Source organism: Parabacteroides sp. AM08-6 (assembly GCF_003473295.1).
Classification (GTDB): domain Bacteria; phylum Bacteroidota; class Bacteroidia; order Bacteroidales; family Tannerellaceae; genus Parabacteroides.
In genome coordinates this window covers 173,728-188,454 of record NZ_QRMP01000005.1, presented here as the reverse complement: position 1 = coordinate 188,454, position 14,727 = coordinate 173,728, and the positions used below count along the sequence as shown (strand labels likewise).

The window sequence follows — 14,727 nt, the reverse complement described above, 5'->3', positions numbered from 1 at the left end:
TTGGAATAGGAGTTACGTTCTCCGAGGGTATCAAGGTGATTATCCGAACTCTATCATATATTCTGATGAATGGTATGCATACAACGGAATCGACAAGGAAAAATTTGATCATCAAAAAGTATATCATAAAAAAGGCGCGTATGTAATAGGCAGAAGATCAACAAACACAATCGAAGGATATTGGAGTCATTTGAAAAGAATGATTTCTGGAACCCATTTCTGGGTATCAAGAAAACATCTTCAAAGATATGTGGATTGTGAATCTTTCAGATATAACACGAAGCATCTTTCTGAATCCGACAGATTAGATGTATTTTTGCAGAATATCGGACACTAATTAAAATATTCACAGTTAAAAGAAATTATAGTATGAAAAAAAATACATAGAAATAAAAACGGATAAAAATATTAGTCCATCTCGTGTTTTTAAGGGAGACATGAGAAAAATAGCGAAAGGCATTTTTGGTTACAACCCAAAAACAGACCCCAGAGATCCTCTTTTTGGTAAAAACTCTCAAAAAGAGAAAGGACGCGAATAAATCAGACAGTAAAAATAACTAAACAACAAACGGATATATCAATGTGTATCTGTTTGTTGTTTAGTGAGATTGGTGTAAAGTAGTATATAATTACCAAATTTAATTATATTATATTATCCTATCCTTCACCTTCTTCCAGGCATGCGTATCAAACAAACAACAACTTCTCATAGTGTCATACATTTCCTTAAACCGTGACATCGGTATCATAAAACTTAAAATATCCGGTTCAAAATGAGGACGCACGGATGGATCGAAAAATCCGATAAAAGTACGCTTTCCCTTCTTGGTATTTTCAATAACAGCCTGCGTGACTACGGAACAACAACCGGACCCAAACAAAGAAGCCACAGCATCCGGTGCATTATTATCAAAGAAAGCCCAGCTTACCAAACCCGATAGTACATCAGGCGTTGTTAAAAACAAAATACCTTCCAAATTGTCAAAACCATCAACTTTGTCCATCCGAGCAAAATTCAGGAACGCCATCTTTGCTTTGGGAACTTGCAATTCGTCTATAAACTCAGAAACCTGCTCCGGCGTCTGTTTATATTTTTCCTTCAACGATACAAAGCCCGGTATCCGGTCCGGCATCTCCGTAAAACCTGTATAAAACTTTCCACCACCACAACCGATAGTATCAACACCAAGACTAACAATTTGTCCGACTCTGACATCCTTCATGCACTTAAAAAAACATCCGCCGATTTTGTCTATCAGATTTACCGGTTGTTCTGAAAACCAAAATGCAATGGGTAAATCAACTTTATCCCCGAATGCTTCACGATAGTTAGTAAGAAATACATTTATATCCATGATACAGATTGATTTATTGTTACGTCAAATATACGAAAATAAAACAAACAACCCAAAAGCCGGGGAGATACCGAAAGAATTTATTCCTTAACAAAAAGACAGACTTGGTCAATTATAATTATCATTTTGATTATTCTTAAAACAAAATAGACATTCTTTCATTTTCAAATATAACCATCAAATATGATTACAAATTATCATATTATACCGAAATATACTTCTAAATGAAAAGAAACCATCTCTAAAAAGGAAATTTAAACATTCCATTCACGTTTTACTCTATTACATTTTGAAAGATATATAGTATATTTGCAAAACATTTTGATAGTTAAAACAAGTATTACACAAACATAAGGTCAACAAATGAAGAAAGAAGGGAACCATTTGAGCAACAAGCAAGGATTGTACTCACCCGCCTATGAACACGACGCATGCGGTGTAGGGCTAGTAGTGAATATCCACGGTGGTAAATCGCACGACATTGTAGAGTCTGCCCTTAAGGTATTGGAAAACATGCGACACCGCGGTGCAGAAGGCGCAGATAATAAGACAGGTGACGGTGCAGGTATTTTACTGCAAATTCCTCACGAATTCATTTTATTACAAGGTATTCCCGTACCCGAAAAGGGGAAATACGGGACCGGATTAGTATTCTTTCCGAAAGATGAGACACAACGCTCCGCTATCCTGAGTATTATGATTGAAGAAATCGAGAAGGAGGGGTTAACTCTGATGCATCTCCGGAAAGTTCCCGTTAATACGGATATTCTGGGAAAAGATGCGCAGGATACGGAACCGAATATAAAACAAGTATTCATCACCGGATGCGAGGACCAGCAAGCGTTGGAATTGAAACTTTACATCATCCGCAAACGGATTGAAAAACGGGTGGCATCATCCGATATATCCGACAAGAAAGATTTTTATGTCGTATCACTCTCCACAAAAAGCATCATATATAAAGGTATGCTGGAATCGATGCAGCTTCGCCATTATTTTCCGGATTTAACGAACAATTATCTGACAAGCGGACTGGCAATGGTGCACTCTCGTTTCAGTACAAACACCTTTCCGACATGGAGCTTGGCACAACCATTCCGCTTGTTAGCGCACAACGGGGAAATTAATACGATACGTGGCAACCGGGGTTGGATGGAAGCCAGAGAAAGTGTTCTCTCCTCTCCCTGTATTCCGAATATCGACGAGATACGCCCGATTATCCAACCGGGTATGAGCGACAGTGCCTCTCTGGATAATGTACTGGAATTTTTTGTTGCTTCCGGGATGAGTTTACCACATGCAATGGCTATGTTGGTTCCGGAAAGCTTCAACGAAAAAAATCCGATATCCGAAGACCTGAAAGCGTTCTATGAATATCATTCTATTTTGATGGAACCGTGGGATGGCCCTGCCGCCTTGCTTTTCAGCGACGGACGGTATGCCGGTGGTATGCTCGACCGTAACGGTTTGCGTCCGGCACGTTATCTGATTACCAAAAATGGTATGATGGTCGTAGCCTCCGAAGTGGGAGTTATGGACTTCGAACCGGGAGAAATACAGGAAAAGGGCCGCCTGCAACCGGGAAAAATATTATTAGTCGATACGGAAGAAGGTAGAATATACTACGACGGCGAACTCAAAAAGCAACTTGCCGACGCCCAACCTTACCGCACTTGGCTGGCCAACAATCGAGTGGAACTGGATGAACTGAAATCCGGCCGCCGTGTCCCCCACACTATAGCCGGATATGACAAAATGTTACGAACTTTCGGTTATAGCCGCGAAGACATCGAACGTATCATCACCCCGATGTGTACCGGCAGCGCAGAACCTGTCGGTTCGATGGGTAACGATACCCCGTTGGCAGTCCTTTCCGACCGCCCACAGATATTGTTCAACTATTTCCGACAACAGTTCGCGCAGGTAACAAATCCGCCTATCGACCCACTTCGTGAAGAACTTGTAATGAGCCTCACCGAATATATCGGTGCTGTAGGGAACAATATCCTGACTCCTAACGAAGCACATTGTAAGATGGTGTGCCTTAACCACCCGATACTGACCAACACACAACTGGATATCCTCTGTAACATCCGCTATAAAGGATTCAAATCAGTAAAACTCCCGATGCTTTTCGAAGTTTCGCGTGGCAGTAAAGGGCTAAAAGAAGCTATCGACCAGCTTTGCAAGCAGGCTGAACAATCCGTGAGCGATGGTGTCAACTACATCATCTTGAGTGATAAAAATGTAAATGAAGCATATGCGCCTATTCCTTCGCTTCTTGCCGTCAGTGCCGTCCATCACCACCTGATTTCGGTACAAAAACGGGTACAGACAGCGTTGATTGTGGAAACCGGTGAAATGCGCGAAGTCATGCACGCCGCCCTATTATTAGGTTACGGAGCAAGCGCCATCAACCCATATATGTCGTTTGCCATCCTACAAGAGATGGTGGATAAAAAAGAAATCCAGCTCAACTACGAGATGGCGCGCAAAAATTACATCAAAGCTCTTTGCAAAGGATTGTTCAAGGTTATAAGCAAAATGGGTATCAGCACTATACGCAGTTACCGCGGAGCTAAGCTATTCGAAGCAATCGGCCTCTCCAGTGAACTGGTTAATGCCTATTTCGGAGAAACAACCAGCGGCATAGGAGGTATTCGTTTGCAGGAGATTGCAAACGATGCCATCGCCTTGCATCAAGAAGCATTCGGACATCCTGTAGACAATCAGTTGCTGGAACATAAGGGAATCTACAGTTTTCGCAAAGACGGCGAAAAACACGCCTGGAACCCGGAAACCATCTCTACGTTGCAATTGGCAACCCGTTTAGGCAGCTACAAAAAGTTTAAGGAATACACACGGTTGGTAGACGAAAAAGAAACCCCTATCTTCCTCCGTGATTTTCTTACCTTCAAGAAAAAGAAATCCATTCCTATCGAACAAGTGGAACCGGCCGGCGAAATCATGAAACGCTTCGTAACAGGAGCCATGAGTTTCGGTTCGATTAGCAAGGAAGCGCACGAGACGATGGCTATCGCGATGAACAAGATACATGGCCGTAGCAACACCGGGGAAGGTGGCGAAGATGCTGCCCGTTTCACTCCCCGCAAAGACGGTCTTTCTCTCCGCTCCGCTATCAAGCAGGTGGCTTCAGGACGTTTTGGCGTAACAGCCGAATACCTGACAAACGCCGATGAGATACAAATCAAGGTTGCCCAAGGTGCAAAACCGGGTGAAGGCGGGCAATTGCCGGGCTTCAAGGTAAACGACGTGATTGCCAAAACCCGTCACTCCATTCCGGGCATCTCCCTCATATCGCCTCCTCCCCATCACGATATTTATTCAATCGAGGACTTGGCACAACTAATCTTCGACTTGAAAAATGTCAACCCTGATGCCGAAATAAGTGTGAAACTAGTGTCGGAAAGCGGTGTCGGCACAATTGCCGCCGGTGTGGCAAAAGCGAAAGCAGACCGTATCGTAATTTCCGGTGCAGAAGGCGGAACCGGTGCATCACCGATGAGTTCCATCCGCTATGCCGGACTTCCTCCCGAACTGGGATTGTCCGAGACACAACAGACTTTGGTAATGAATAACCTCCGGGGACAAGTTCGCCTGCAGACCGACGGACAATTGAAAACCGGCCGTGACATCATTTTGATGGCCATGCTGGGAGCCGAAGAATTTGGATTCGCCACCTCCGCCCTGATAGTCCTGGGATGTGTCATGATGCGCAAATGCCACATGAACACTTGCCCGGTAGGGGTTGCGACCCAAGATGAGGAATTACGCAAACGTTTCCACGGACGCCATGAATACTTGGTGAATTTCTTCACCTTCCTGGCCGAAGAAGTGCGCGAATATCTGGCCGAGATGGGATATACGAAACTGGATGATATTATCGGACGGACAGATTTGATTGAACGCAAACCTTCCGATAAGGTAACAAAGCACGATTTGCTCGATTTCTCGAAATTATTATATGTACCGGAACAGGCATCTACGAACGCAATCCGCCATACAACGGAACAAATACACCTCATCAAAGAGGTTAAGGACCGCGACATCATCCTCCATGCCCGTCCCGCTATCGAATACCAACAGGAGGTGTCTTTGGATTATGCCATAGCCAACACCGACCGTTCAGTAGGTGCCATGCTTTCCGGTGAAATAGCAAAACGTTATGGAAACGCAGGATTACCGGAACATACACTCAATATCAAATTCAAAGGTTCGGCCGGACAGAGTTTCGGCGCCTTTCTGGCACACGGCGTCAACTTCCGGTTGGAAGGCGAAGCAAACGACTACCTGGGCAAAGGCTTGAGCGGCGGTCGTATCAGCGTGATGCCTCCGGTTCGTTCCACCTTTATTGCCGAAAACAACACGATTGCCGGCAACACCCTGATGTATGGAGCTACAAGCGGTGAAGTGTATATCAACGGATGCGTGGGCGAACGTTTCTGTGTCCGCAACTCCGGTGCAATTGCCGTAGTAGAGGGAGTAGGCGACCATTGCTGTGAGTACATGACCGGAGGACGCGTAGTTGTACTCGGACAGACAGGACGCAACTTTGCCGCAGGTATGAGTGGCGGTGTAGCATACGTATGGAACCGCGAAGGCGATTTCGATTACTACTGTAATATGGAAATGGTAGAACTTTCGCTGATTGAAGACAGCACCACGCGCAAGGAGTTGCACGAGCTGGTTCGTAAGCATTATCATTTCACAGGAAGCCATCTGGCCGGTCAAATGCTGGACAACTGGGAAAAGTATGTGGACGAATTCATCCAGGTTGTTCCCATCGAATACAAAAAGGTATTGCAAGAAGAACAGATGAAGAAGTTGCAACAAAAAATCGAAGAAATGCAAAGAGACTATTAAGAGTCCGCATGGAGGCTTCCATCCGCATCACACGGAAGGAGGCTTCCGCACGACACGGGAATTTGCCCTATATTTATTCAACATTTATTATTCATTTTCAACCATACATGAATCATGGGAAATCCAAAAGCATTCCTCACCATACACCGGCAAGAAGCCGGTTACCGGCCTATCGAAGAACGGATAGACGACTTTAGCGAAGTTGAACAAACGCTTAACAGCAGCGACCGCCGCACACAGGCCTCCCGCTGCATGGATTGCGGCATACCTTTTTGCCATTGGGCATGTCCGATAGGCAACAAACAACCCGAGTGGCAGGACCTTCTATATAAAGGGAAATGGCGTGAAGCTTATCGCTTATTGGAGCAGACATGCGATTTTCCGGAATTTACCGGCCGCGTCTGTCCCGCCCTCTGCGAAAAAAGCTGCGTACTGAAACTGAGCTGCGAGGAACCCGTTACCATTCGTGAAAACGAAGTAGCCATCATCGAAGTAGCTTTCCGGGAAGGTTTCATTCAACCTGTACAACCGGTCCGAAAAGGGAAACGGGTAGCCGTCATCGGGAGCGGGCCTGCCGGACTGACAGCCGCCAATCAATTAAACCGCAAAGGGTATGATGTAACGGTCTTTGAGAAATATGAATTACCCGGGGGACTGCTCCGTTTTGGCATTCCGAACTTTAAACTTGGGAAAAACATCATCGACCGCCGTATCCGGTTGATGGAGCAGGAAGGTGTCACATTCCGCGTCAACACAATGGTCGGTAACGAAGTTTCCGCCAAAGAGATTGCTTCCACATTCGATGCCGTTTGCGTGGCTATCGGCTCGGAAGTACCACGCGACCTGCCGATTGAAGGCCGCAACCTGAAAGGAGTGCACTTTGCCCTCGAATTGTTGTCGCAACAGAACCGCATACTCGAAGGCATCAACATTCCGCCCAAAAACATCATCAACTGCAAAGGCAAAAAGGTGCTTGTCATCGGAGGCGGAGATACCGGTAGCGACTGTGTCGGAACAGCGAACCGGCATAAAGCAGCCAGCATAACGCAAATCGAAATCATGCCTCAACCACCGGTAGGACACAACCCCGCAACGCCGTGGCCGATGTATCCGCAAGTACTCAAAACCAGCAGTAGCCACGAAGAAGGTTGCATCCGCCGTTGGAATTTAGCATCCGTCCGCTTCATCGGAGATAAAAATATCCTGAAAGGCGTAGAAGTGGAAGAAGTGGAATGGCTACCCGCCCAAGCCGGAGGCCGTCCGGAAATGCGTAAGACCGGTCATAAGGAAGTGATTGAAGCAGACCTTGTCTTTCTCGCCATGGGATTCGTCCATCCCGAACAGGAAGGACTAATCAAAGAACTCTCCCTCGCTGTAGACGAGCGCAAAAACATAGCAATCAATCCGGCGACTAACCGGGTTGGCAACACGAATGTCTTTGCATGTGGCGATGCAGTCAGCGGAGCCAGTTTAGTGGTCCGTGCAATGGCATCCGGCCGTCAAGCGGCAAAAGGAATCGACAAATATTTGTCGGTTTAACCGAACCATCGGTTTCGACTCACTTTTAAAAGCCGGCACCTCTCTCCCCGGCCAAAACCGGAGAGTGTCAAGCAAAGCCCCCCGGTGGCAAACCGGAAAAAGAAGTATTAACATTTAAAACAATATATCATTATGTGTGGCATAACAGCAATTTTCAATATCCATGGCGATGCTGCATCCTTGAGACAGCAAGCCTTGAAAATGAGTAAACGTATCCGTCACCGCGGACCGGATTGGAGCGGCATCTACCAAGGACAAACCGCCATTCTTGCCCACGAACGTCTTTCTATCGTCGACCCCGCCTCAGGTGGCCAACCGCTGAAAAGTAAAGACGGCAAACTCATCCTGACAGTCAACGGCGAAATATACAACCATCGCGAAATTCGCGAACAGCTGAAAGGTGAATACGACTTCCAAACCGGAAGCGACTGTGAAGTCATCCTCGCCCTCTATCGTAAATATGGCGTGGATTGTGTCGAAAAGCTTAGCGGTATCTTTGCTTTTGCCCTCTACGACGAGGAAAACGATTCTTATCTGATTGCTCGCGACCCAATCGGAGTGATTCCCCTATATATCGGCCACGATGATGAAGGCCATCTTCTCGTTTCTTCCGAGCTGAAAGGCCTGGAAGGCTTCGCCACATCCTATGACCAGTTTCCTCCCGGACACTACTTCTATAGCCGCGACCGGGATTTTACCCATTGGTATGTCCGCGACTGGATACACTATGATAACGTCAAAAACAATTCCGCCAGCGTACAAGAACTACACGATGCCCTCGAAGCCGCCGTACAACGCCAGTTGATGAGCGATGTGCCCTACGGCGTACTTCTTTCCGGTGGCCTGGACTCGTCCATCATCTCCGCCATAGCCAAAAAATACGCAGCCAAACGCATCGAGACCGGAGGAAAAGCAGATGCGTGGTGGCCTAGATTGCACTCCTTCGCTATCGGTCTCAAAGGAGCGCCGGATTTGGTGGCAGCCAAGAAGGTGGCTGATTATATCGGTACTGTCCACCACGAGATAAACTATACAATAGAGGAAGGCTTGGATGCCATCCACGACGTAATCTACAACATCGAAACTTATGATGTGACGACCGTTCGCGCTTCCACCCCCATGTATTTGCTGGGACGCGTTATCAAATCGATGGGTATTAAAATGGTATTGAGCGGCGAAGGTGCCGACGAGGTTTTCGGAGGTTACCTTTACTTCCACAAAGCCCCCGACGCGAAAACGTTCCATGAAGAAACCGTCCGCAAGCTAAGTAAACTTTGCATGTACGATTGTCTTCGCGCCAACAAGAGCCTGTGTGCCTGGGGAGTGGAAGGACGTGTTCCTTTCCTCGACAAAGAATTTCTGGATGTGGCCATGCGCCTCAACCCAGAAGCCAAGATGTGCCCTGGCAATGTGATAGAGAAGAAAATCCTTCGTGAAGCCTTTTCCGACATGCTACCCGAAGAAATAGCCTGGCGTCAAAAAGAGCAATTCTCCGACGGTGTCGGCTACAACTGGATTGACACATTGAAAAAGATAACGTCGGAAGCGGTCAGCGATACAGATATGGCAAATGCCGCCCAACGCTTCCCCATCAATCCGCCTCAGAATAAAGAAGAATACTATTACCGTTCTATTTTCGAAGAACATTTCCCCAGCGAAAGTGCCGCCCGAAGCGTACCGAGTGTACCGAGTGTTGCATGTTCCACAGCGGAAGCACTTGCTTGGGACAGTACGTTCAGAAACTTGAACGACCCAAGCGGCCGTGCGGTAAAAGGGGTGCATGAAAAGGCATACTAATCAATAACAAAGGGGCTGCCGGCATCAACGGACACCGGTAGCCCCTTTCCGTTTTGGAAAAGACAAGTAAGTTTTTCCCTGTTCCATAGTAACCTTTTACCGGATTCCTTACTTGCAAATTTACTATATACAATGTTGAACAATAAAAACACAATTATTGAAAGCAAAAAGAACAATTATCTTTTTTACTTTCAACATATATTGAAAGTATATTTGCAAAGAAGGAAAATATAAAAAGATTATATGCTTTTCCGGCAAGGCATACATCCTTTTCCATCTTTAATTATAACAAATAATCGTTTTTTTCTACCTTTGCCACATAATTAATTATTTATCCATGAAAAAAAGAAAGACCAATGGGATGCTATTCGCCATATTCATGCTTATAGCATTATTCCCCAGCTTGGGACACTCCCAGCAAATCAAGCCGAATGCTTTCTATGAAATTGTCAGTAGCAACAATTTGGTACTCGACAATCAGGGAAGCGAAGATAACAGTACGCAAATTTTCATCAACAACCGGGTGAAAAACCGTGCCTCACAAGTCTGGCAACTCAGAGATTTAGGTGATGGGTATTATCAAATCAACACCCCAGTGGCCGACAAAAGCATTGACAATAACAACACAAGAGAGCCGGGTCCTATCATCCAATGGGATAATAGTTCCAGTAATCCCAATCAAGCATGGAAAATCACGAAAGTGGGTGAAAACACATATACATTCACTAGTGCCGCCAACGGATTGAACATCGGTTTTCCGGATGCCGGACTGCCGGGTGAAGCTGTGCACCAGCTCCCTCCGGCCCCTGACAGCCCCAACCAAAGGTGGACATTACGCGAGTCGAATATCAAAATCGATTTCGAAGCTTTGCGTGGCTCCAGTGATGAAGATTGGGAAAACGAGACAATCTTTGCTATCAATAAAGAACCGGGACATACAACCTATGTACCCTACCCTTCCGTTGAAAGTCTGAAAAACTCACCCAGCTATCGTAAAGCATGGATACACCCCAATTCACCCCGCTATCAATTGCTGAACGGGAACTGGAAATTCAACTGGGTGAAACAACCGTCCGAACGTCCGGTTAAATTCTACAAACCGAATTTCGATGTATCCGGCTGGAAAGAAATACCCGTACCATCCAGTTGGGAAATGTACGGATACGGAACGCCTATCTATACAAATATTACTTACCCACACCGAAACAATCCGCCTTTCATTCAAGGACAAAAAGGATATACCATTATGGATGAACCCAATCCGGTAGGCTCGTACCGCCGTGATTTTGAAATTCCGCAAGACTGGAATGGAAATGAAATATTCATCCATTTCGACGGCGTTTACAGCGCAATGTATCTTTGGGTAAACGGGAAAAAAGTGGGTTACAGCCAGGGAGCGAACAATGATGCGGAATTTAATATTACGAAGTATGTAAAAACAGGCAAAAACGTATTGGCGGTAGAGGTGTATCGCTGGAGCGACGGTAGCTATCTGGAAGATCAGGATATGTTCCGCCTGAGCGGTATCCACCGCGACGTTTATTTGTTCGCAACTCCTAAACTACGCTTGCGCGATTATTACCTCACTTCCACTTTTGAAGGTGATGATTTCAGTAAAGCGACCTTCAACGTACGTACCAATGTCGCTAGCTATGACAAAACAGTAGATGAAGCGGTAGTTGACATCACATTACTGGACCAGGAAGGCAAACAAGTCGGTTTTATTTCCGATGTGGTGAAAAACATCAGTAAAAAGCAAGAAGCTGTCAATACGGCCAGTGTGGAAATAAAGAATCCAAACCTATGGTCGGCAGAAACTCCTTATTTGTACACAGCCATTTTAGAACTGAAAGATAAAACAGGAAAGACGCTTGAGGCCATGTCTTCCCAATTTGGATTCCGTAAGATTGAAATCAAAAACAAACGTGTTTATATCAACAATGAGCAGGTATTCTTTAAAGGTGCCAACCGTCACGATATTCATCCTCAATATGGGAAAGCTGTTCCGGTTGAATCGATAATTGAAGATATTTTACTCTTCAAACGTCATAATCTGAATACAATTCGTACCAGTCACTATCCGAACGATGCTAAAATGTATGCTTTGCACGATTATTACGGCATCTATGTGATGGATGAAGCGGACATCGAATGTCATGGCAACCAGTCCATCAGTGATAAGGAAAGTTGGATTCCGGCTTATGTAGACCGTATGGTTCGTATGATTGAACGTGATAAAAACCACCCTTCCGTTATTTTCTGGTCAATGGGAAATGAATCCGGAGGCGGCAAAAACTTCGACACTGTCATCGAAGAAGCTCGCAAGCTTGACTCACGTCCTATTCATTATGAAGGAAAAAACCGGATAGCCGATATGGATTCCCGCATGTACCCATCTATCGAAAGCATGCAGCAACAAGACCAGGAAAATACGGATAAACCTTATTTCCTTTGTGAATATGCGCATGCCATGGGAAATGCCATCGGTAATCTGGATGAATATTGGGATTACATTGAAAACCATTCCAAACGAATGATTGGAGGTTGTATATGGGACTGGGTAGACCAGGGTATCAACAAATACGGAGAATTACCTAACCGTTATTATTTCGGTGGAGGTTTCGGCGACAAACCGAACGACTTTGATTTCTGTAGCAACGGTATCGTAACCGCAGACCGTCAAATTACTCCCAAATTAATTGAAGTAAAGAAAGTATATCAATACATTAAATTTAAACCGGGTGACCTGAAAACAGGTAAAGTGAAACTACAAAACCGTTATGACTTCCTCAACCTAAATCAATTCGATTTGCAATGGCAGTTATTGAAAGACGGCAAGGTGGTAGAAAACGGTACAGTGTCTTTACCGGATGTCGCACCCAATAAGGATACGGAAGTTTCCATCCCTTATAAAACAGCTTTGGATGCCAACAGCGAGTATTTCCTCAATCTATCCGCATGCCTGAAAAAAGATTGTGTATGGGCTGACGCCGGGCATTCTGTGGCTACGGAACAGTTCGCCCTAACAGATAAAGTAGCAGTCGCACCCGTTGAAGTAGCCTTCTCCGACACATTGAAAGTGGAAGAAGAAAATGAACAGATAGGTTTCCGTTCTACCGGTTTCTATGTCGCTTTCGATACGACGACAGGAAAAATGATTTCACTCCGTTATGCCGGAACAGACATGATATATAATAAAGAAGGATTTAGCTTCAATTGGTTCCGTGCCATCGACAACGACAAACGGAATTATCTGCCAACTGATATAAAGAAACAGGTTTTCAATTGGAAACTCTCTGACGACAAAAAGTCCGTAACCGTCACTACCGGAATGCAGGCATTTATCGGCAAAGGAGCTAAAACCATTGTCCAACCGTATAATGTCACCTACACGATTTACGCAAACGGAACAATAGATGTAGATGGCTCTTTCCATACAGGTACAGACTTCAATCTACCCCGCCTCGGTTTACAGATAGCACTGAACCCGACGTTGGAACAAGTAGAATGGTACGGTCGCGGACCGATTGAAAACTATTGGGATCGTAAAAATGCTGCTTATGTAGGTCTGTATAAGAATACGGTAACAGGAATGGAAGAATCTTATAACCGTGCCCAATCGATGGGTAATCGTGACGATGTACGTTGGCTGACACTGACGGACAAAGAAAACCGAGGCATTAAACTGACCTCCAAAGACCATCTGAACTTCAGTGCTCTTCATTTCACCGATCCGGAATTATGGGGGCTTACTTATGGACATGACCGGGATAATATTCGTCGCGCCGAGGTTATCTTGAGTCTGGATTGTATTCAGCGTGGACTGGGTAATGCCAGTTGCGGACCAGGCCCACGTCCTCATTACGAAATCGAAAAGAACAAGGATTACGGATATTCTTTCCGAATTGAAGCGATTAAATAATCACATCCAGGAATGCCGGAGAAACCAAACCGGCATCACCTAACAAAAAGACGCTAATATGCTCGAATAGCTATCTATTTGCACATATTAGCGTCTTTTTTTCGTCCAAAACAGACATAAAGTAAATAGAAGTAACTTCTACACTCTCTCTTTTCAGGTCTATTTCTACAACTTTTCATATACGCTAACTTACAATATAATTCAAAATACTAGTATTAAGTTATAAATTAAAACCTACATATATCTATTTAGAGCAAATTATCACAAACCCCATATTTTATAGACATTCAGACATTATTTATTGATACAATATAACAAAATGATTTATATTTGCAGTGTAATAAAACAAAAAGATACAATAAACAAGATAACAACAGTAAAATGACAGAACTAATTAAATTCACCAAGATGCACGGAGCCGGAAACGACTACATATACGTGAACACAATGGCTTTTCCGATTGAAAACCCGGAAGAACTAGCCATTAAGTGGAGCGCTCCGCACACAGGAATTGGTTCGGATGGATTAGTTTTGATTGGGACTTCCCAAATAGCCGATTTCAGTATGCGTATCTTCAATGCTGATGGTTCTGAGGCTATGATGTGTGGCAACGCATCCCGTTGTATCGGTAAATACGTATATGATAAAGGACTGACTAATAAAAAAACAATTACTTTAGAGACACTATCCGGTATCAAAGAATTACAACTGACAACTAAAGTAACAGGAAACTTATCCTCCGGTCCACGTGAAGAGGTCACTGAGGTGACAGTCGACATGGGCCAACCGTTTGTCGGAGAAGTTGCCCTCGAAATAGAAGTCGGAGGTGTTTTCTACACAGGTACAATTGTTTCAATGGGTAATCCGCATTTTGTCATCTTTGTGGAAGACATTAACAAAATAAATTTACCGGTTGTTGGTCCCCAGATAGAATATCACCCATTATTTCCGAACCGAACCAACGTTGAATTTGTTCAGGTATTAAGCCCTGATAAAATACGGATGAGAGTTTGGGAACGGGGTTCCGGCATAACCCAAGCTTGCGGAACGGGAGCATGCGCCACAGCCGTGGCCGGTGTGGTATGTGGAAAAACAGAACGAACAACAAAAGTCGTCATGGATGGCGGTCCCCTGACCATCCGGTGGGACGAAAGCTCCGGCAAGGTCTACATGACCGGAGGAGCGGTAAAGGTATTCGAGGGGGAATTGGAAGTATAAACACAAACAAGG

At 44.9% G+C, this 14,727-nt stretch carries 7 protein-coding genes; 6 read left to right on the top strand and 1 reads right to left on the bottom strand.

The genetic code is table 11. The features are described 5' to 3' along the window. On the top strand, positions 1–337 hold a 337-nt coding region (locus tag DW103_RS06270; protein ID WP_122274802.1), incomplete at its 5' end, for an IS1595 family transposase. Between the two features lie 310 nt (positions 338–647). Here DW103_RS06270 and DW103_RS06265 read toward each other — a convergent pair. Continuing rightward, positions 648–1,355: a DUF169 domain-containing protein gene (locus DW103_RS06265; RefSeq protein WP_122274801.1), complete on the bottom strand. Its 708-nt coding sequence runs from the start codon at positions 1,353–1,355 to the stop codon at positions 648–650. Between the two features lie 363 nt (positions 1,356–1,718). Between DW103_RS06265 and gltB the strand changes: the two genes are divergently transcribed. The 5 genes from gltB to dapF all read left to right on the top strand — a co-directional run bounded on the left by gltB (position 1,719) and on the right by dapF (position 14,715). Next, positions 1,719–6,239 carry a glutamate synthase large subunit gene (gltB, locus tag DW103_RS06260; RefSeq protein ID WP_122274800.1) on the top strand — a complete coding sequence of 1,507 codons (4,521 nt, stop codon included), beginning with the start codon at positions 1,719–1,721 and terminating at the stop codon, positions 6,237–6,239. Positions 6,240–6,353: 114 nt separating this feature from the next. Then, positions 6,354–7,778, top strand: a complete 1,425-nt coding sequence (locus DW103_RS06255) for a glutamate synthase subunit beta (protein WP_122274799.1) — start codon at positions 6,354–6,356, stop codon at positions 7,776–7,778. Between the two features lie 132 nt (positions 7,779–7,910). Further along, entirely contained in the window at positions 7,911–9,575 is a 1,665-nt protein-coding gene (gene asnB, locus DW103_RS06250) for an asparagine synthase B (protein ID WP_122274798.1), read from the top strand. A 337-nt stretch (positions 9,576–9,912) separates the two neighbouring features. Next, on the top strand, positions 9,913–13,497 hold the full coding sequence (locus DW103_RS06245; RefSeq protein ID WP_122274797.1) for a glycoside hydrolase family 2 TIM barrel-domain containing protein: 3,585 nt from the start codon (positions 9,913–9,915) through the stop codon (positions 13,495–13,497). A 381-nt stretch (positions 13,498–13,878) separates the two neighbouring features. Then, positions 13,879–14,715 carry a diaminopimelate epimerase gene (dapF, locus tag DW103_RS06240; protein WP_122274812.1) on the top strand — a complete coding sequence of 279 codons (837 nt, stop codon included), beginning with the start codon at positions 13,879–13,881 and terminating at the stop codon, positions 14,713–14,715. The last annotated feature ends 12 nt before the right edge of the window (positions 14,716–14,727 follow it).

What these genes read in the sequence shown, in the direction of transcription:
- DW103_RS06265 (WP_122274801.1), bottom strand. Translation starts at nt 1,355, where the DNA reads ATGGATATAAATGTATTTCTTACTAACTATCGTGAAGCATTCGGGGAT.
- DW103_RS06255 (WP_122274799.1), top strand. Translation starts at nt 6,354, where the DNA reads ATGGGAAATCCAAAAGCATTCCTCACCATACACCGGCAAGAAGCCGGT.
- dapF (WP_122274812.1), top strand. Translation starts at nt 13,879, where the DNA reads ATGACAGAACTAATTAAATTCACCAAGATGCACGGAGCCGGAAACGAC.
- asnB (WP_122274798.1), top strand. Translation starts at nt 7,911, where the DNA reads ATGTGTGGCATAACAGCAATTTTCAATATCCATGGCGATGCTGCATCC.
- DW103_RS06245 (WP_122274797.1), top strand. Translation starts at nt 9,913, where the DNA reads ATGAAAAAAAGAAAGACCAATGGGATGCTATTCGCCATATTCATGCTT.
- gltB (WP_122274800.1), top strand. Translation starts at nt 1,719, where the DNA reads ATGAAGAAAGAAGGGAACCATTTGAGCAACAAGCAAGGATTGTACTCA.